At 75.8% G+C, this 18,368-nt stretch carries 15 protein-coding genes and 1 pseudogene; 5 read left to right on the top strand and 11 right to left on the bottom strand.

The genetic code is table 11. The features are described 5' to 3' along the window. Positions 1-128: 128 nt before the first annotated feature. From ABTY56_RS35790 to ABTY56_RS35765, 6 genes are all read right to left on the bottom strand, one after another. Positions 129-755 (bottom strand): DUF3592 domain-containing protein, encoded by a 627-nt coding sequence (locus tag ABTY56_RS35790; RefSeq protein WP_350633722.1) that lies wholly within the window; start codon positions 753-755, stop codon positions 129-131. Positions 756-875: 120 nt separating this feature from the next. Further along, positions 876-2,936 carry an NAD-dependent DNA ligase LigA gene (ligA, locus tag ABTY56_RS35785; RefSeq protein ID WP_350633720.1) on the bottom strand — a complete coding sequence of 687 codons (2,061 nt, stop codon included), beginning with the start codon at positions 2,934-2,936 and terminating at the stop codon, positions 876-878. Between the two features lie 139 nt (positions 2,937-3,075). Then, the gene (locus tag ABTY56_RS35780) at positions 3,076-3,264 is read right to left on the bottom strand and encodes a hypothetical protein (RefSeq protein WP_350633730.1); all 189 of its coding nucleotides are present in this window, start codon (positions 3,262-3,264) and stop codon (positions 3,076-3,078) included. Between the two features lie 235 nt (positions 3,265-3,499). Continuing rightward, positions 3,500-4,318 (bottom strand): methyltransferase domain-containing protein, encoded by an 819-nt coding sequence (locus tag ABTY56_RS35775; protein WP_350633718.1) that lies wholly within the window; start codon positions 4,316-4,318, stop codon positions 3,500-3,502. A 55-nt stretch (positions 4,319-4,373) separates the two neighbouring features. Beyond that, the gene (gene murJ, locus ABTY56_RS35770) at positions 4,374-5,942 is read right to left on the bottom strand and encodes a murein biosynthesis integral membrane protein MurJ (RefSeq protein WP_350633728.1); all 1,569 of its coding nucleotides are present in this window, start codon (positions 5,940-5,942) and stop codon (positions 4,374-4,376) included. 245 nt (positions 5,943-6,187) lie between these two features. After that, positions 6,188-7,804, bottom strand: a complete 1,617-nt coding sequence (locus ABTY56_RS35765) for an FAD-dependent monooxygenase (protein ID WP_350633716.1) — start codon at positions 7,802-7,804, stop codon at positions 6,188-6,190. A gap of 407 nt (positions 7,805-8,211) precedes the next feature. Between ABTY56_RS35765 and ABTY56_RS35760 the strand changes: the two genes are divergently transcribed. Beyond that, on the top strand, positions 8,212-9,243 hold the full coding sequence (locus ABTY56_RS35760; protein WP_350633714.1) for a glycosyltransferase family 2 protein: 1,032 nt from the start codon (positions 8,212-8,214) through the stop codon (positions 9,241-9,243). A 134-nt stretch (positions 9,244-9,377) separates the two neighbouring features. Here the strand turns inward: ABTY56_RS35760 and ABTY56_RS35755 are convergent, their stop codons facing one another. Further along, on the bottom strand, positions 9,378-9,638 hold the full coding sequence (locus ABTY56_RS35755; RefSeq protein WP_350633713.1) for a hypothetical protein: 261 nt from the start codon (positions 9,636-9,638) through the stop codon (positions 9,378-9,380). A gap of 103 nt (positions 9,639-9,741) precedes the next feature. Here ABTY56_RS35755 and ABTY56_RS35750 point away from each other — a divergent pair, with 103 nt between their 5' ends. From ABTY56_RS35750 to ABTY56_RS35740, 3 genes are all read left to right on the top strand, one after another. Further along, complete coding sequence (locus ABTY56_RS35750) at positions 9,742-10,506, top strand: hypothetical protein (RefSeq protein WP_350633711.1); 765 nt, start codon at positions 9,742-9,744, stop codon at positions 10,504-10,506. Between the two features lie 179 nt (positions 10,507-10,685). Next, positions 10,686-11,348, top strand: a complete 663-nt coding sequence (locus ABTY56_RS35745; protein ID WP_350633709.1) for a hypothetical protein — start codon at positions 10,686-10,688, stop codon at positions 11,346-11,348. 391 nt (positions 11,349-11,739) lie between these two features. Further along, positions 11,740-12,786, top strand: a complete 1,047-nt coding sequence (locus ABTY56_RS35740) for a YhjD/YihY/BrkB family envelope integrity protein (RefSeq protein WP_350633707.1) — start codon at positions 11,740-11,742, stop codon at positions 12,784-12,786. Between the two features lie 45 nt (positions 12,787-12,831). Here ABTY56_RS35740 and ABTY56_RS35735 read toward each other — a convergent pair whose 3' ends face one another. Then, entirely contained in the window at positions 12,832-13,545 is a 714-nt protein-coding gene (locus ABTY56_RS35735; RefSeq protein WP_350633705.1) for a response regulator, read from the bottom strand. Further along, entirely contained in the window at positions 13,542-14,855 is a 1,314-nt protein-coding gene (locus tag ABTY56_RS35730) for a sensor histidine kinase (RefSeq protein ID WP_350633703.1), read from the bottom strand. Before ABTY56_RS35730 ends, ABTY56_RS35735 begins: the two co-directional genes overlap by 4 nt. A 382-nt stretch (positions 14,856-15,237) precedes the next feature. On the opposite strand from ABTY56_RS35730, the gene ABTY56_RS35725 reads away from it, so the two are divergent. Then, positions 15,238-17,430, top strand: a complete 2,193-nt coding sequence (locus tag ABTY56_RS35725) for an MMPL family transporter (RefSeq protein WP_350633701.1) — start codon at positions 15,238-15,240, stop codon at positions 17,428-17,430. Positions 17,431-17,527: 97 nt separating this feature from the next. Here ABTY56_RS35725 and ABTY56_RS35720 read toward each other — a convergent pair whose 3' ends face one another. Together ABTY56_RS35720 and ABTY56_RS35715 are read right to left on the bottom strand one after the other, a co-directional pair. Next, entirely contained in the window at positions 17,528-17,992 is a 465-nt protein-coding gene (locus ABTY56_RS35720; RefSeq protein ID WP_350633726.1) for a pyridoxamine 5'-phosphate oxidase family protein, read from the bottom strand. Beyond that, positions 17,981-18,331 (bottom strand): annotated as a pseudogene (locus tag ABTY56_RS35715) (VOC family protein); the annotation flags it as partial. The gene ABTY56_RS35720 and the pseudogene ABTY56_RS35715, both read right to left, overlap by 12 nt. Positions 18,332-18,368 lie beyond the last annotated feature (37 nt).

The raw sequence follows: 18,368 nt of genomic DNA, 5'->3' as shown, positions 1-18,368 counted from the left end.
GGGGGATCCACTTGTCGAGGTACACGGCCGAGGCGGAAGGATGGAAGGGATCACCTTCCCGGCATGGCAGGGCAGCCACTATGTGACGCTGGCTGCCGGACCCGGTGCGCCCCGCCCGCTCCGGAGGTTCAGTGGAAGGACGTCGGGCCGGAGAACGTACCGGGGCACAGGGGGTGGGCGGACCCCGCGGTGCAGACGACGTGGGTGGGATAGCCGCTGGGCACCCAGCCCGGGTCCGGGACCTGATGGCCGGGGAACTGCGGGCCCGGGGACGTCAGCGGCGCCGGAGCGTCCGCCTCACCGTGCGCGCCCCGGAAACCGGCAACGGCGAACGCCACCCCGAGGCCGACGGTCACCAGGCCGACCACGGCCCCCACGACCAGGGGAGCGGTGATCCCGGACGGGTGCCCGTCGGCGATCACCGCGCGCCGCGGCCGCTCGGGCAGGTACCGCACCGGTACCTGATCGCCCACCACGCGCGGGGCGCCGGAGCCGTCCCGGAACCGGACGTCCCGGCCGTCCGCGGTGCGGAACCCCATGATCACGTGCCGTTCGGTGGACGTGCGCCGCTCGGAGCCCGTTCCCCGCGTCTCCACCGTCAGGTAGGTCTCCAGGCACCGGGCCCGCGCCGTCAGCCCCTGCGCCAGCGTCCGCGCCCGCAGCCTGACCCGGAGCGCCACCCCGACCAGGGCCGCCGCCCCCGCGACCGACCCGACGACACCGACCACCGACCAGACGACACTGCCGTCCGACATGTCCACCCCCCGTGGAACCGCTTGCCGTGCGCATGAACCATCGCCAGGCCAGACGGTGATCGGCTTCCCGCGGTTCCCCTCCCCTCAGTTCCCCGCGGTTCCGTCGTTCCCCGCCGCCCGTCAGCCCTCGGGCAGGTGGTCGGCGACCAGCGCGGCGAAGTCGTCGGGGGTGACGATGCGGATGCCGAGCTCCTCGGCCTTGGCGCGCTTGGAGCCGGCCTTCTCGCCGGCCACCAGCAGGGTGGTGCGCTTGGAGACGGACGAAGACGCCTTGCCGCCGGCGCGCTCGATCAGCTCGTTCATCTCGTTGCGGGACAGCGCGGCGAGCACGCCGGTCATGCTGCCGGTGACGACGACGGCCTCGCCCGCGAGCGGGCCGGCCCCCGCCGCGGTCTCCTCCGACGGGCCCGCGGCGGCCGCCGCGGCCGGCGCCTGCGGCGCGGTGACGGCGGTGCCCACGCCCCGGGCCGCGAGGCGGTCCAGCAGCGGTGCGAGCTCGGCGAGTTCGGCGACGACGACCCGGGCCTTCTCCGCGCCGATGCCGTCCACCATCGCCAGGGTCTCGGCGTCGGCGGCGCGGATCGCCGCCATCGAGCCGAAGTGGGCGGCGATGCGGCGGGACATGGTGCGCCCGGTGCCGCGCACGCCGAGCGCGCAGAAGACCCGGTTGAGCGGCTGCGTGCGGGCGGTCTCGATCGCGGCGAGCAGGTTGTCGGTGCTGGTGTCGCCCATCCGCTCCAGGCCGAGCAGCTGCTCGCGGGTGAGGGAGAACAGGTCGGCGAGGTCGGCCACCAGGCCGGACTCGACGAGCTGGACGGCGCGGGTGCCGCCCAGACCCTCGATGTCGAGCTGGTCGCGGCCCGCCGCGTAGATCACCGAGGCGACGGCCTGGCAGTTGCGCCCCCGGGCGCAGCGCCAGCGCTGCTCACCGGTGTCGATGGCGTCCCCGCAGCGCGGGCAGACCTCGGGGAAGGCGATCGGCCGCTCGTCGCCGGTGCGCTCTTCGACCAGCGGCGCCTCGACGCGCGGGATGACGTCGCCGGCGCGGTAGACGAACACCCGGTCGCCGAGCATCAGGCCGCGCCGGGTGATGTCGGCGGGGTTGTGGAGCGTGGCGTAGGTGACGGTGACACCGTCGATGACGACCGGCTCCAGGACGGCGCGCGGGGCGATGATGCCGGTGCGCCCGACGTTCCACTCCACGTCGAGCAGCCGGGTGACCTTGTGCTCGGCGGCGAGCTTGCGGGCCACGGCCCAGCGCGGCGCGCGGGTGCCGGACCCCGCCTCCCGCTGGTCGGCTGCGGAGTCGGCCTTGACCACGACGCCGTCGATGCCGAACGGCAGCTCGGAGCGCAACGCGGCGATCTCCGCGACCCGCTGCTGGGCCTCCTCCAGCGTCGCGCAGCGCGCCGGGCGGGCGGCGGTGGTGGCGGCGGTGTTGGCCCCGAGGGCGGCCAGACGCTCCAGCAGGGCGCTGTGGGCGAGCTCCTCGTCCAGGCCGACCGCGCCGTAGCCGAAGAAGGTCAGCTCGATGCGGTACGGGCGGTCCTTGGCGCGCAGGGTGCCGGCCGCGCCGTTGCGCGGGTTGGCGAAGGGGACGGCGCCGTGGGCGGTGCGCACCTCGTTGGCGTGCTCGAACTGCTCGCGGGTGAGCAGGACCTCCCCGCGCAGCTCGACGTCGACGGGCTCGGCGAGCACGGCGGGCAGGCCCAGCACGGTGTCGGCGGCGTGGCTGATGTCCTCGCCCGCGAGGCCGTCGCCGCGGGTGATCAGCCGCTCCAGGCGCCCGGCGCGGTAGCGGGCGGCCACCGCCAGCCCGTCCAGCTTGGGCTCCACGCACCACGCGGCCACCGGACGGCCCAGCCGGCGCTCCAGCCCGGCCGCCCAGTCCGCTAGCTCCTCCGCCGAGAAGACGTTGTCCAGCGACAGCATCGGCACGCTGTGCGGCACGTCGCCCTCGACCGCGCCGCCGGCGACCTTCCCGGTGGGGGAGTCCGGCAGCACCTCGCCCGGGTGCGCCTCCTCGTAGGCGGCGACGGCGCGCAGCAGGGCGTCGTACTCGTCGTCGCCGAGCGGCGTGGCGCCGTCGGTGTAGTAGGCGGCGGCCGCCCGGACGGCGGTGGCAACGGCGTCGGCGTAGTCGCCGGGAGTGAGCAGAGCGGCGTCGTTCATGGACGGCATCATCGCCGCCGGCACTGACAATCGGCCCTGGAACAGGTGTCCGACCAGGTCTGCGCCCCGACCTGCGCCCCGACCTCCGCACCCCCGGCGCCCGCCCGAAGGGCCCGGCCGCCCGGCCGGGCCTCCGGGCGGGACGGGATCAGGGGAGGTAGCGCTCCAGGGCGGCGGCGCCCTTGCGCTCGATCTCCTGCCGCGCCCATTCGAGGCGGCTGGGGGTGACGTCGCGGCCCGACGCCATCACGAGGTCCTCGGGGTCGAAGGGACGTTCCCCTCCGCTGTAGAGCTGCCGCTGGATCCCGGACGCCGACTCCGGCACGCCCGCGTTCATCGGTTCGCGCATGTCCATCACCTCATCGCTGGTGCCCGTACGCACGGTCCTTCGATGGTCGTTCCGACGGCCGGACCATGGCGGGTGGAGTACGACCAAGTTACTCCGTCCGGGTGAAACCGCCCCCCGGGTGCCGGCGGCGACGGTCGGCGCGGCGTCAGTCCGGCCGGTCGGAAGGCCCGGTCGGAAGGCCCGCTCGGAAGGCCCGGTCAGCGCTGCCGGTCAGCGCGGCCGGTCACCGCGGCTTGTGCGCGACGGCGGCGAACATCGTCACCGACAGGTGGAAGGCACCCTGCCCGGCGGCCTCCTCCAGACCGGCCAGGAACCGGTCGCGCTGCGCCCCGGTGACCAGGCCCCGCCCGACGGCCGCGTCGGCGAGCCCGAGGACGATCGGCCGGCTGACGGTGCGGGGGTCGTGCAGCAGGACGCCGGAGCCGAGTCCGTCGACGCTCAGGCCCGCCGCGGCCAGCCAGCCCCCCAGGCGGCGCCCGGCGTCCGGGGTGGCGGCGTTGCCCCGGGCGACCGCGGCCAGCGCGGGGCGGACCTCCGGGTCGGCCGGGTGCAGGAGGAAGGTGGACCAGTCGGTGTCGATCAGCGCGACCCGGCCGCCCGGGCGCAGCACCCGGGCGATCTCCGCGACGGCCCGCGCCGGGTCGTCCAGGTGCTGCAGGACGCGCTCGCACCGGACCACGTCCACCCCGGCGTCGGGCAGCGGCAGCGCGAGCGCGTCGCCGTCCAGGAACCGGGCCGCACTGCCCGCCTCGGCGGCGCGCCGCTCGGCGACGGCGCGCAGGCCGGGGTGGGGTTCGAGCCCGGTCGCGGTGCCGCCCGGGGCGACCGCCGCCGCGAGCACCACGGTCTCCGAGCCGGTGCCGCACCCGACGTCCAGCGCCCGCTCGCCGGGGCGCACGGCCAGACGCGCGTGTGCCCACCCGCGCAGCCGCCGCACCCCGGCATCGGCGGCCTGGAGGTCCAGCACGGCGACCAGCCGGTCGGTGAGCGCGGGATCGGCGTTGGCCGCGTGGAAGGCCGACGTGGGGCCCGGGTCGCTCATGGCGCTCACTATAGGCAGCCACGCGGACACCGTCCGTGCCGCGCGGCGCGGCGGGTCAGCGCAGGCCGGGCAGGGCGCGGAGCTCGGCGACGCGCAGGAGCCGGGCGAGGAGGACGAACAGCAGGGCCATGGTGAGGGTGCCCGCCGCCGTCGGCAGGAGCGTGGCGCGCAGCGCGGACGCCGGGGCGTCGGGGAAGCCGCCGGCGACGAGCCGGCCTGCCGTCCCGGCGAGCGCCGCGGCCGCGGCCAGCCTGCCGTAGGTGCGGCAGATCCGCCGTCCGTCCAGCAGTCCGCCGGTGCGTCGGCGCAGCCGCCGCACAGTCAGCAGCAGGCCGACGCCGTAGGACAGCGCATACGCGGCCGCCATGCCGGTGACCGCCCAGCGGGGCGGGAGCAGCAGGTGGCAGGCGGCGGCGAGGGCGACGTTCGTGCCGCCGATCCACAGGGCCAGGACGAAGGGGGTGCGGGTGTCGTCGAAAGCGTAGAAGCCGCGCAGCAGGAGGTACTGCGCGGAGAAGGGGATCAGCCCGAGGCCGAAGGCCTGGAGCATGTGGCCCAGCGGCAGGGCGGCCGCGGCGTCGGTGGTGCCGTGGGCGAACAGCAGCCGGGCGATCTCGGGGCCGAAGGCGACGAACGCGAACGCGGCCGGGACGATGACGACGCCGCTGGTGCGCAGCGCGCGGGACAGGTCGGCGCGCAGGTCGGCGACGCGGTGGTCGAGAACGGCCCGGCTCATCCGCGGCAGGAGCGCGGTGACCAGGGTGACCGTGACGACGGCCTGCGGCATCGTCCAGATCTGCTGGGCGTAGCTGTAGGCGGTGTAGCCGACGCCGTCGTGCGGCAGCGCGGCGTCGGCGGCGGAGGCGAAGCGGGTCACGAGCGTGCCGGCCGCCAGGTTGGTGAGGACGAACAGCAGGGTCCAGCGGGCGGCGCTGACGCTCCGGCGCAGGCCGGTGCCGCGCCAGTCGAAGCGCGGGCGCAGCCGGAAGCCGGCGGCGTGGGCGTACGGGACCAGGGACAGCGCCTGCAGGGCCAGGGCCAGCGTGGTGCCGACACCGAGCAGGGTGACCTGCTCGGTGGTGACGGCGTCGACCCGGTCGGGGGCGTTCAACAGGCCGAGGTAGAGGCCGAACATCGCGATGAGGACGACGTTGTTCAGCACCGGGGTCCACATCATCGCCCCGAACCGGTTCCGGGCGTTGAGGACTTGGCCGAAGATCCCGAAGAGGCCGTAGAAGAAGATCTGCGGGAGCAGGTAGCGGGCGAAGACGACGGTCAGCTCGAACGCGGCGTGCGTGCCGGGGGTGTCGTCCTGGTAGAGGCGGATGACGTCCGGGGCGGCCCACACCGCCAGGGCGGTCCCGGCGGCCAGCACGCACAGCACGAGGGTGACCAGGCGCTGCTCGAACGCGGCGCCGCCGTCGGGGTGTTCGCGGCGTGCGCGCACCAGCTGCGGCACCAGGACGGAGTTGAGCGCACCGCCGATCAGCAGGAAGTAGAGGCTGGTGGGCACGGTGTTGGCCTGGTTGTAGGTGGTGGCCAGCAGCCCGGTGCCCAGCGCGGCGGCCTGCAGCACCTGCCGGATCAGCCCGGTGAGCCGCGAGACCACCGTCCCCGCCGCCATCAGCACGGACGGGCGTATGCGCCCGCCCGTACCGGTCCTGCCCGTACCGGTCCTGCCCGTACCGGTCCTGCCCGTACCGGTCCTGCCCGTACCGGTCCCGCGCTTGCGGGCCGCGTGGCGGCCCCGTTTCCGTGTGGTCCCCTCGATCATGATCCACAATCTACGTTCCCCGGGCCGTAGTTGATCCCCCCTCACCCGGAATCCCGGCTCCGGCGGCGGGTCCGGCGGCGGGCTCGGGCGGGCGGTCAGACCGGGGCGAAGGTGCGGCGCAGGTGGGCCACCAGACGGGCCGGGTCGGCGGCGGGCAGGCGGGCCGCGAGGTAGCCGTCGGGGCGGACGAGCAGGGCCTCGCCGTCGCCGGGGCGGTAGGCGGCGTGGAAGGCGGCGCCGGCGTCGCGGACGACGGGCAGGCGCAGGCCGTCGGTCGCCGCCGGGGAGGAGGGGGAGCCCGGGGCGAGGACGGCGTACACGTCGAGCAGGCCGTGGGCGGCGGCGTGGGCGGCGGCCGCGCAGGTGTGCAGGGTCTGCGCGTCGGTGGCGGGGCCGGCGGAGAGCAGCAGGGTGTGGCGGGTGCCGCGCAGCAGCTCGTGCAGGCGCTGCGGGTAGGCGGTCAGGGGGCGGGTGAGGCCGGCGCAGTCGGGGGCGCGGTCGCCGGGGGCGGGGCGGGTGCCCGGGGCGGGCTCGGTCAGCGGGCCGTCGCGGTAGCCGACCAGGAGCTGGGCCTCGCGCAGGAGCGGGGCGGCGGGGGCCTCGGGGTCGGTGTCGAAGCCCGTGCGGGCGTGGCGCACGGTGCGGGAGACGACCTCCTCGCCGACGGGGTGGCGCTCGGCGTGGTAGCTGTCGAGGAGGGTGTCGGTGGCGGCGCCGCGCACGGTCAGGGCGAGCTTCCAGGCGAGGTTCCAGGCGTCCTGGATGCCGGTGTTCATGCCCTGGGCGCCGGTGGGCGGGTGGATGTGGGCGGCGTCGCCGGCCAGCAGCAGGCGGCCGGCGCGGTAGCGGTCGGCGAGGCGGTGGCTGATCCGGAAGACCGAGGACCAGCGCAGCGCGGAGGCGGTGGCGGGCCGCGGGGAGAGGCGGTCCAGGGCCTGCTGGACGTGCCGCAGTTCGGGGGCGCGGCCGCCCTCCAGCCCGTGCGCGACCCCGGCGGCGGGGGCGGTGGCGAGCTCGGGCGGGACGTTCATGGACACCCGGTAGCGGCCGCGCCCGGGCAGCGGGACGCACACCAGCGCGTCGGTGCCGCCGTCGGCGGTCCGGCGGGTCGCGCGCACGGCGTAGCCGGGCGGCAGGTCCCAGTCGAGCTCGACGTCGCCGAGCATGAACTGCTCGGGGAAGGCGTCGCCGCCGAAGCCGATCCCGGCGGCGTGGCGCACCGTGCTGTGGGCGCCGTCGCAGCCCACGACCCAGCGGGCGGTCAGCGCGCGCGGCCCCGCGGGCGTGGCCAGGGTGACGCGCACGACCTCGTCGTCCTGCTCCAGGCCGAGCACCTCGGTGCTCCGCTCGACGGCGCCGCCGCACTCGGCCAGGTACTCGGTGAGCAGCCGCTCGGTGGCGTACTGGGGCAGCGCGGCGAAGCGGTACGGCACCTCGGCGGGCAGCTCGAGGTCGATGCGCGGGCCGGGGTCGCCGTCGACGAAGGCGAGCTGGCCCAGCAGCGGCACCGCCTCGTCCAGGACCCGGTCCACCAGCCCCATCGCCGCCCAGACCTCCAGGGTGCGGGGCTGGATCCCCACCGCCTTGGCGTAGGGCTGCGGGGCGTCCAGCCGGTCGACGACCCGGCAGCGCACGCCGCGCCGGCACAGCTCGGCGGCCGCGGTCAGGCCGACCGGGCCGGCGCCCACGACCAGTACGTCGGTGTCGTCCATGCCCGCTCCTCGGCTGCCCGGCACCGGCGGTGCCGCCGTACTCCCAGGCTGCCCTCGGCCCCGGCGTTCCGCCCGGCGGACGTGCGGCGGACGTGCGGCGCGACGTCCGCCGGACGTCTGTCGGACGTCCCGGCTGCGGCTGCGGCTGCGGCTGCGGCGTTCGGGCCCGGCGAGGTTCGGCGTCCCGGGCCGACGGGCAGGTCCCCCGTACGGGTAACGCTCGCTCGCGACCGGTTGACACCGAGCACGTCCGCTCCACCGATCCGCAGCCTCTACGCCATCCGCCGTTCGCCTGAGAGACTTGTACGGTCCCTACATTCGGGCCACTGCCGGTGATCGGCCGTCGGCGGTGCGTACCCGCCCGGCCCCGTCCGGCGCGCGTCCACACCTGAGCGAAAGGCCGCCCGATGGCCCCCCGCCTGTCCGTCGTCGTCCCGATCTACAACGTCGAGCGCTACCTCCGGGAATGCCTCGACTCGATCGCGGCCCAGACCTTCCAGGACTTCGAATGCGTCCTGGTCGACGACGGCTCCACCGACGGCGGCCCCGCCATCGCCGAGGAGTACACCGACCGCGACCCGCGCTTCCGCCTGGTCCGCCAGGAGAACCAGGGCCTCGGCGCCGCCCGCAACACCGGCTGGCGCCACCTGACCCCCGGCACCGAGTACCTGGCCTTCGTCGACAGCGACGACACCCTGCCGCCGCACGCCTACCAGCTGATGATCAGCACACTGGACGAGACCGGATCCGACTTCGTCACCGGCAACGCGCTGCGCCTGCGCACCACCGGCCTCACCCCCTCGCACGGCCACCGCCGCGCCTTCCGCGAGACCCGGCTGCGCACCCACGTCAGCGAGGTGCCCGCCCTGGTCACCGACCGCACCGCCTGGAACAAGGTCTACCGGCGCTCCTTCTTCGACACTGCGGGCATCCTGTACCCCGAGGGCATCCTGTACGAGGACGCCCCGGTCAGCGTGCCGCACCACTTCCTCGCCGAGCGGGTCGACGTGCTCGCCGAGCCGATCTACCACTGGCGGGTGCGCGAGGACGGCGACCTGTCCATCACCCAGAAGAAGACCGACCCGCGCGGCGTGGTCGACCGGGTCCGCTCGATGGAACTGGTCCGCGAATGGCTGCTCGCCCGCCCCGAGCCGGAGTTCGCCGAGCACCTGCGCGCCTACGACCACAACTGCCTGGTCGAGGAGATCCCGATGTTCTTCTGGTCCGTCCCGGACGGCGACCGCGCCTACCGGGAGGCCTACCAGCAGCACGTCAGCCGACTGCTGCAGGCCATCGGCCCCGAACGGCTGGCCGCCCTGGGCAGCCGGCTGCGGCTCAAGTACCGCCTGACGCTGGCCGACCGGATGCACCGCTTCGTCGCCGTCCAGCGCCTGCACCGCCTCGCCCGCCGCACCCGCCAGGCCGCCACCCGGGGCTGACACCGGGGCCCCGGCCCGGGGGGCTACTGCCCGTCCGGCTCCTCCTCGTCCGGCGCCGACTCCTTCCGCGGCCGCGGCCCGCGCACGATCACGCGCTCCGTCCGGTACAGCGCGGCCGACGGGGCGGAGCGGCCTCAGCCCCGGTCCGGCCGCCCGGCGGCGTCGAGCGCGGCGAGCAGCCGGGCGCGTACGTCGGCGGCGGCCTCGCGGGTGACCGGGTCCCCGCTTTCCAGCTGCGGGGCGATCAGCTCCACGGCCGCGGCCAGGAGCGGGATGGGCACCTCGGCGGTCCGCAGGTGGAGGAGTTGCGACGCCGCCCGCTCGCCGGGCGTGGGCGGGGTGGGGGCGCCGGGGATCAGGGCGGTGATGCCCCGGGGGAGCTGACTGTCGGTCACCCGCCCATTCTCCCGCGCGCGCACCGGTGGAGATCACCGGGTGCGGCCGTCCGGCGGGTAAAGGGAGTGTCCCGGCCCGGCCGGGGGCGGGAGGATGACCGCCATGAGTGCGATCATCAGCTTGGACCTGGCCGGCTTCGCCCCACGCGAGGACGAGGACGGCGCCGGGGGCGGAGACCGGGTGTGGGACGACGCGCGGGGGGTGGTCCTGTCCGTCCACGACTTCGCGCTCGTGCCGGACCTGGTGGCCCCGCTCGACGCGGGCGAGCGGCTGCTGCGCGAAGTGGCCCGCCACACCGCGAGCAGCGGGGCCGCGCTGATCGAGGCGCAGGTGCGCGAACTGGGCGGCGTGCCGGGCCTGTGGCAGCTCGTCAAGGTCTCCCGGGGCACCGGCCGCGGGCAGGTGTTCATCGGGGCGTGGACGGTGCCGCGCGACCGGTGCAGCGTGGTGCTGAAGGTGCAGGCCGCCGAAGGACCGGTGAGCGGCATGCGCGAGGCGGTGGTCGCCGACCGGGTCGGCTTCGACGCCTTCGTCCGCTCCCACCCCTACGACCCCGACCTGCGCGGCCCGCTGCCGTACCACGCGGCCGACCTCCCGGAATGGGACGCCCAGTTCCCCACCCACCCGCTGACCCTGGTCCGGGAGACGCTGGCCCGGGTCGGCGCGAGCGCGGTGCTCGACGACCGCTTCCGGGCCCTGCCCCCGTTCCCCGGCCCCACACCCGACGACGGCGCCCCGGCCGGCCCGGCGCCAGCCGGCCAGGCCTCCGACGGCCCTGCACCGGCGGGCCGGGCCTCCGACGGCCCGGCACCGGACGGCCCGGCACCGGCGGAGGCACCGCGCCGCCGGTGGTGGCGAGGCCGCTGACCGGTTTGTCGTGCGGGGTGTTGTGGGGGTGTCGTGCCCTGCCGATCGGCAGGGCACAACACCCGGAGTGAGCGGGACTTTTATGCCGATCGGCACATGTGCGCGAGGGCGTGCGGCGGCCACGCTTGGGGACATCGAGACGGCGGCCACCCGGGCCGCCGGAGGGAGGGAAGCCCACCATGTTCCGCATTCGTACCCGTGTCAGCGTCCGTGCCGTCCGGGGCGTCGCCGCAGCCGGGCTGGCCCTCGCGGCGCTCACGGGCATCGCCCCGGCTTCCGCCACCGCCACCGCCACCGGTGCCGCGTCCGCCCAGCAGGACGGACGGGCCGCGCGCCCGGCGAGCGTCAGCGGCACGGCCCGGATCTCGTACGCCTTCTCCCCGGAGGACGAGATCTGGTTCACCGTCGACGCCCTGGCGACTCCGTACACCCGCCGCTTCCCGGGCACCAATGCGGCCGAAGGCCTGCCCACCGACGCCCGGGGCACCGTCCACTACTCGCACCGCAAGGCCGACACCGGGAAGGTCTACAGCGCCGAGGCCCAGGTGGACTGCCTGAGCACCGGCGGCCCGGTCGCCACGCTGACCGCCGTCGTCACCAGGTCGGACGTCGGCAACACCGGCGAGCGGATAGGCCTGAGCATCTACCAGGGCAGCGGCCACGGCGACGCCCGCCTCGGGTTCTCCTGGGGCGTGGCCAACATGGACGTGGGCGCGGACGGCAAGCCCTACCAGCCGGTGGTCGGCACCTGCATGGCCCCGGCCCCGTTCGCCCCGGTCCTGCGGGGCGGCTTCACCGTCCACCACACCGAACTGGAGGCCCCGAAGACGGCCGGCCGGTAGCCGTGCGGCCCGCCCTGCGACGGGGTGTCCGGGCGGACCGCACGAGCAGCCCCGTGCCGGTGGCGCGCCGGTCCTGCGACGGTCCCGCCTCACTTCCCGACCACGAGGCGGCCGACCGTGCGGCCGAGGAGGCGGGGTGCCAGGGCACCGGGCCGTCCGCATCGCCGGGGTGCCGTACCCGGGGGAAGACGTACCCGTACGGAGCCCTGCCCGCACGCTCCGCCACCGCTGCTGCCGTCACCACCGCCGCCGTCGGGGTACCCCGGGCCCGGGCGCGGCAGGGGCCGCCGTGCGACGGTGAATACAGGACCGCGGCTCCGGGCACGCGTGGCGCCACCGCGTGGCGGGTCCCGGCAGGCCACGGGTCGGCGCGGCCGCCGGAGGATGCATCATGCGCGCGAGGGACTGGACACCGGGACAACCGGGGGACGAGCACGGAAGCACCCGCGGAGACCAGCGCGGAGCCGACCACGTCCCCGACCACGTCCCCGACCACGTCCCCGAGCCCAGTGATGAGCCCAGTGATGAGCCCAGTGACGAACGCGGCGACGAGCCCAGTGACGAGCACGGGGGCGGGCCCCCGGCGCCGTCACCGGGCGGGACGTCCGGGAAGGCGGGCGTCCGGCAGGCCCGGCAGGCGGCCGAGTGGGGCAAGGGCAAGTACATCGGGTCCTGGGCCGAGAACCTGTGGGGGCGGCTGGACGCGGTGGACTTCCTCAGCCAGGCCATCGTGCTGGCCGCCACGCTGCTGCTGTGCGCCGTCCCGTTCCTGCTCGTCGTGTCCGCCCTGGCCGGGCGTTCCGCGGTGTCCGGGATGACGGTGCGGCTGGGCCTGAGCCCGCAGGCCGCTACCGACGTCGGCCACCTGTTCGCCTCCTCCTCGACCACGTCCGCGGCGGTCACCGGGCTGTCGTGGGTCTTCTTCGTCGGGGGCGGCCTCGCCATCGCCGTCTCGATCCAGCAGCTGTACCAGCGGGTGTTCCAGCTGCCCAAGCAGGCCTGGGACAGGCTGCGCGCGCTGGTCTGGCTGGCCCTGGCCGTGGGTGCGCTCGCCCTGGCCACCCTGGCGGGGCGCGCGTTCCACGCGAGCATGCCGGTGTTGTGGTGGATCATCAGCGCCGTGGGGTGCATCGGCTTCTGGTGGCTCACGATGTGGTTCCTGCTGGCCGGGAGGGTCGTCTGGCGTCGGCTGGTGCCGTGCGCGGTGGCCACCGGCGTGTTCTGGACCGGCATGCTGCTCGTCTTCCACTTCACCTTCTCGGGCATGGTCGTCGGCAACGAGGAGGAGTACGGGCCGATCGGGGTGGTGTTCACCCTCATGTCGTTCTTCATCGCGATCGGCGTGGTGATCATCCTGGGCGCGTCCACGGGCATGATGTGGCACGACCGGGGCATGTCCTTCCGAGCGGCGGTCCGCAGAACACGCCGGTCGTCGTAGTTCCCGCCCCCGCCGCCGCCGGCCCCGCCCCCGCACAGCGGCCCGCTACCCGGCCCGGCCGCCTTCGCTCCCGGCCCGGCCGCCGCCTGCTCCGGCGGTGACCAGGCCGCACTCGTAGGCCGCGATGACGGCCTGGGCGCGGTCCCGGACGTCGAGCTTGCCGAAGATGCTGGTGATGTAGTTCTTCACCGTCGAGAGGCTGATGTCCAGGGCCCGGGAGATCTCGGCGTTGTCGAGGCCGGTGGCCATCAGGCGCCACACCTCGACCTCCCGGGGCGTGAGCCCGCCGGTGTCGGCGACGGGCGGCGGGGCGCCGAGGGGCGCCCGGACGTAGGTGGAGATCAGCCGGGTGAGCAGGCGCGGGGCGACCACCGCCTCGCCGGTGTGGACGGTGCGGATCGCCGCGCCCAGTTCCTCCGGTGAGACGTCCTTGGGCAGGAACCCGTGGGCGCCGGCGCGCAGCGCGGCCACCACGTACTCGTCCATGTCGAAGGTGCTGAGGGCGAGGACCCGGCAGGAGGGCAGGGCGCGGGCCAGCTCGCGGGTCGCGTCGACCCCGTCCAGCACGGGCATCCGGATGTCCATCACCACGACGTCGGGCCGCAGCAGGCGGGCGGCGGCGACGGCCTGCTCCCCGTTCTCGGCCTCGCCGACCACCTCGAAGGACGGGTCGGGGGAGAGGATCAGCGACAGGCCGCGCCGCACCAGCGGCTGGTCGTCCGCGATGAGGATCCTGATGCCCGGTGCCGCCGCGCTCACCGGGCCGCCGCCGTCCCGTGCTGGACGGCCGCGTCGGCCGTCTCGTCCGGGGCCAGCGGCAGCTCGGCCACCACGGCGAAGCCGCCCTCCGGCCGCGGGCCGGCCACCAGGGAGCCGCCGTGCAGGGCGACGCGCTCGCGCATGCCGATCAGGCCGTACCCACCCCCGCCCCCGCCGCCTTCGCCCACCCCGCCCGGGCCCGCCGTGCCGCCGCCCGTCCCACCGCCACTCGCCGCGCCGCCGCCCCTCCCGCCGTCGTCGCGCACCTCGACGGTGACCCGGTCCGCGCCGTACGTCAGGAGCACGTTCGCGCGGGCGGGCCCCGCGTACTTGCGGGCGTTGGTGAGGCCCTCCTGGACGATCCGGAACACCGTCAGGCCGACGGTCGGCGGCAGCGGGCGCCGGGGCCCGTGGACGTCGAGGTCGGTCGGCAGCCCGGCCAGGCGGGACTCCGCGACCAGCCGGTCCAGGTCCTCCGCCCCGGGCTGGGGCGAGGGCAGGCCGGCGTCCGGCTCGTCGCCGGCCCGCAGCACGTCCAGGAGCTGGCGCATCTCGCGCAGGGCCAGCCGCCCCGAGGACTCCAGGGTGACCAGGGCCTCCCGGACCACCTCCGGGTTGGCGAGGTTGGCCCGGGCGCCGCCGGCCATCAGCTGCATGGTGGTGATGTGGTGCGCCACGATGTCGTGCAACTCCCGTGCGATGCGGCGGCGTTCGTCGGCCACCGCGCGGTCGGCCAGCAGCCCGCGGTTGGCCTCCACCTCCCGCTGCCAGCGCGCGATCGCGACGCCGGCGCCGGCCACCAGCAGGGCGGCGGCCGGCGCGCTGACGGCGGCCTGCCAGGTCGGCATGCGCAGGTTGCTCTGGCCCAGCACCGTCAGCACCGACGCCACCGCCACGGCCACCGCCGTCCGCGCGACCGGGACGGCCGTGGCCACCGTGTACAGGGCGACCGCCAGGACGGCGCCGAAGTGGGGGCTCGGCGGTGGTGCGGACAGGTCGGCCGCGGTCCCCAGCACCAGGACACCGGCCAGCGCCGCGACCGGACGCCTGCGCCGGGCGAGCAGCGGCAGGGCCGCCAGGGCGACCAGGAGGAAGCCCGGAAGGCTCGCCCCCCGGTCGGCGCTCTCCCCGTTGAACACCAGGTAGCCGAGCAGGTCGATCGTGCAGGCGGCGGCCGCCACCAGCGCGTCGGTGTTGCTCCACGGAGCACCGTCGGCGTCCGACGAGGGGTCCGTCGCCGCGCCGGGCCTCCGGCCGGGGTCCACCCCGCCGTGCCCCGCGTCCGCCACGGGACGCTGAAGCCCGCCCATGTCCGTTCCCCTCCGTGTCGTTCCCGTGCCGTACCCGCGCCGCCACCTCCGGCGACCGTCCGTCCGCCGACCGACCGTCCGCCACCGGACGACCGCCCCGGACCGGTGCTGATCAGCTGCGATGACGCCATTCTGGCATCGGTCCACCCCGCTCCCGCATGGTCCCCACGGCCGATCACCGGCCCCGGACCAGGACCACGGTCCCGGGTCCGGCCCCGGTCGGGGACCCGGGGCCCCGGTGCGGATCGTCCCGCGCGAGGACGTCCGGGGCACGCTCCGGGTGATGGTCTGGAATCCGTCCGGGAACCCCCGGAGCCGCCCCGGGACCCCCGGGAGCCGAGACCGACCTGCGGACGCTCGCGTCCACCGCCGGAGGATTTTCGTGATCCGCGCACTGACCGGATACGCCACCAGGAACCCGTGGAAGGTGATCACCCTCTGGGTGGTGCTGGGGATTTCCCTGACCCTGCTGAGCCCGATGCTGCTCTCCCGCGTCACCCAGTCCCAGACCGGGGACTTCCTGCCCCGGAGCTACGACTCGGCCGCCGCGCTGCGGATCGCCGAGGAGAACTTCGGGGCGAAGCCCGACGCCACCACGGTCACGGTGCTGGTGGCCAGGACGGACGGCAAGCCGCTCGCCGCCGCGGACCAGCAGCGGATCGAGGCCGAGGCGGCGAAGCTCGCCCAGCACCGGGTCGTCATGCCCCGGAAGAAGGACGATCCGGCCTTCCTCGTCCCCGACCGCTCGCAGACCCCCCGGATCGCCCCCGCGATGGTGGCCCCCGACCGCGGCTTCGAACTCCTCTCCGTCGAACTGACCGGGAGCGCCGCCGACGAGGGCGTCCAGGGCGTCTACCGGACCTTCCGGGACGCCGCCCGGACGCAGTTCGCCGACGCCGGGATGCGCACCGGGTTCACCGGGGGCCTGGCCGACTCCGTCGACACCGCCGACGCCAACCGCACCGCCACGACGGTCGGCGGCGCACTCGTCACCGGGCTGATCGTCCTGCTCAACGTGCTGGTGTTCCGCAGCGCCCTCGCGGCTCTGCTGCCGCTGCTCGCGGTCGCCTTCATCGGCGGCGTGGCCGGGGGTGCCGTGGCGGGCGCCGCGATGCTGACCGGCCTCAAGCTCGACGCCGGCACCCCGGGACTGGTCGCCGTGGTGCTGCTCGGCATCGGCGTCGACTACCTCCTCTTCCTGCTCTTCCGCTTCCGCGAGCAACTGCGCGCCCGGCCCGAGCAGCCCGCCCGCGAGGCGGCCGCCGAGGTCTGCGCCCGGGTGGGCACCGCGATCACCTCGGCCGCGCTGACCATCGTCGCCGCCTTCGCCACCCTCGGCGTGGCGAGCTTCGGCCAGTTCCGCTCGCTCGGCCCAGCCATCGCCGTCGCCGTCCTGGTCATGCTGCTGGGCAGCCTCACCCTGATGCCCGCCCTGCTCGCCGCCTGCGGCCGCGGGATGTTCTGGCCCTCCCGCAGCCTGCGCCAGCAGCCGCGCGAAGGCTTCGCCGCCCGCTTCGGCGCGCTCGTCGCCCGGCGCCCGCTGCCGATGCTGCTCGCCGCCGTCGCCCTGCTCGGCGCGCTGACCGCCGGCACGGCCGGGATCCGGATGGACTACGGCGTGGGCGGCGCCGGGGAGAAGACCCCGGCCGCCGTCACCGCCGCCGAGATCTCCCGCACCCTGCCGGCCGGCGTCTCCGACCCGACGAGCGTCTACGTCCTCGCCACCGACGGCACCGCCCTCACCCCCGGACGACTCGACGACCTCTCCCAGGCCCTCACCCGGGTCGACGGCGTCGGCACGGTGGGCGGGACCGTCCTCAACGCGGACCACCGCGCCGCCCGGATCGACCTCTACCTGACCGCCGACCCGCAGAGCCAGCGCGCCCGCGACCTCGCCTCCGGCCCGGTGCGCGCCGCCGTCGCCGCCCACACGCCCGCCGGGACCACCGTCCACGTCGGCGGCACGGCGGCGATCTTCGCCGACGTCGCCACCGCGGTCGACCACGACCTGGCGGTCGTCTTCCCGGTCGCGGCCGCCCTGATCGCCCTGATCCTGCTGCTGCTCCTGCGCAGCCTGCTCGCCCCGGTGGTCCTGATGCTCTCCGTCGGGCTCGGCTTCGCCGCCACCCTCGGCGCCGCCACCCTGCTGTTCCAGCACGGACTGGGCGAACCGGGCGTCAGCTTCACCCTCCCGCTGGTGCTGTTCCTGTTCGTCGTGGCCCTGGGCACCGACTACAACATCCTCATCACCGACCGGATCCGCGAGGAGATGCGCACCCCCGGCCCGGCCCGCGCGGCCGTCGCCCGCGCCGTGCGGCACACCGCGCCCGCCGTCGCCACCGCCGGTCTGGTCCTGGCCGGCTCCTTCGCCAGCCTGGCCACCACCCCGGGCAGCGAACAGGTCGCCTTCGCGATGACGCTCGGCATCCTGCTCTCCGCCGTCGTCCTGTCCCTGGTCCTGGTGCCCGCCGTCGCCGCCCTGTTCGGCCGCGCCCTGTGGTGGCCCGTCCGCACCGCCCGCCACGAGCGCACGGCTGTCAGGGCCCCGGAGCCGGCCCGGATCCCGGTGCCCTGACAGCGGGTGCCCCCGAACCGGCGGGGGCACGGCACCGACGAGGGGGCGGGCCCTTCCCGCCCCCTCGCCCGCATGCCCCGGACGGCCCTGCCGCCCGTCAGTCCAGCCAGCGCCCGTCGCGCATCAGCTCACGGCCGGCCAGCTCGTCCGCCTCGCGCCAGGCCTGGACCAGGCGCGGGGTGACCAGGAACCAGTGGTACGCCGTACCGAGCCCGCGCGGGTCGAAACCGGTGCGCGCCGCGAACCGGTCACCCCGCTCCTGGCGCAGGGCGTCCATCGCCAGCACCTCCACCGTGCCCTCGACCACCGTCACGTCACGGGTGTGCCCCAGGGCCAGCCGGGCGGTGCCGCCCGCGGCCAGGTTACGGCCGGTCGGGCCGTCCGCCACCGTGGCCAGCAGCAGCGCCTCGCCGTCCCAGTCGAAGGACAGCGGCACCAGGTACGGGGCGCCGTCCGGCGAGGCGCTGGCGAGCCAGAGGTCGACGTCCTCGGCGAGCCGGCGCTCGGTGTCGCGGCGGCGCTCGGCGCGGGAGCGGGGGCCGCCCGCCGGCTCCTGCAGCAGGCCGAGCAGGTTGCCGTCCGGGTCGACGAGGGTGGCCACCAGCCGGCCGCCGCCCACGTCGTGCACGGGCTCCTTCACGGTGGCGCCCGCGGCGGTCACCGCGGCCACGGCGGCCTCGATGTCCGGCACGTGCCAGTGGGCCAGCGGCGCGGTCAGGCCCTGCGGCCCGCCGGCCGGCAGCAGCCCGATGTGCTGCCCGCCGGCCTCGAAACCGACGTAGTACGGCTCGTCGGTGCGCGGCGGGACGCCGAGCAGGGCCGCGTACACGGCCTTGGCCGTCGCCAGGTCGGACACCGGGTGCAGGACGGTCCTGATCCCGAGGGGGGCGGAGCCGCTCATGGGGTGTCTCCTCTCGTCACGGGCCGATCGGGCCCTG

The sequence above is a fragment of the Kitasatospora sp. NPDC097691 genome (assembly GCF_040302665.1).
Classification (GTDB): Bacteria; Actinomycetota; Actinomycetes; order Streptomycetales; family Streptomycetaceae; genus Kitasatospora.
This window is presented reverse-complemented; position numbering and strand designations above follow the sequence as displayed.

Bases quoted from the DNA above. Each gene is read 5' to 3' on its own strand.
- ABTY56_RS35765 (WP_350633716.1), bottom strand. From the start codon at position 7,804: ATGGACGACACCGACGTACTGGTCGTGGGCGCCGGCCCGGTCGGCCTG.
- ABTY56_RS35730 (WP_350633703.1), bottom strand. From the start codon at position 14,855: ATGGGCGGGCTTCAGCGTCCCGTGGCGGACGCGGGGCACGGCGGGGTG.
- ABTY56_RS35775 (WP_350633718.1), bottom strand. From the start codon at position 4,318: ATGAGCGACCCGGGCCCCACGTCGGCCTTCCACGCGGCCAACGCCGAT.
- ABTY56_RS35790 (WP_350633722.1), bottom strand. From the start codon at position 755: ATGTCGGACGGCAGTGTCGTCTGGTCGGTGGTCGGTGTCGTCGGGTCG.
- ABTY56_RS35745 (WP_350633709.1), top strand. From the start codon at position 10,686: ATGTTCCGCATTCGTACCCGTGTCAGCGTCCGTGCCGTCCGGGGCGTC.
- murJ (WP_350633728.1), bottom strand. From the start codon at position 5,942: ATGGCGGCGGGGACGGTGGTCTCGCGGCTCACCGGGCTGATCCGGCAG.
- ABTY56_RS35760 (WP_350633714.1), top strand. From the start codon at position 8,212: ATGGCCCCCCGCCTGTCCGTCGTCGTCCCGATCTACAACGTCGAGCGC.
- ABTY56_RS35740 (WP_350633707.1), top strand. From the start codon at position 11,740: ATGCGCGCGAGGGACTGGACACCGGGACAACCGGGGGACGAGCACGGA.
- ligA (WP_350633720.1), bottom strand. From the start codon at position 2,936: ATGCCGTCCATGAACGACGCCGCTCTGCTCACTCCCGGCGACTACGCC.
- ABTY56_RS35750 (WP_350633711.1), top strand. From the start codon at position 9,742: ATGAGTGCGATCATCAGCTTGGACCTGGCCGGCTTCGCCCCACGCGAG.
- ABTY56_RS35780 (WP_350633730.1), bottom strand. From the start codon at position 3,264: ATGAACGCGGGCGTGCCGGAGTCGGCGTCCGGGATCCAGCGGCAGCTC.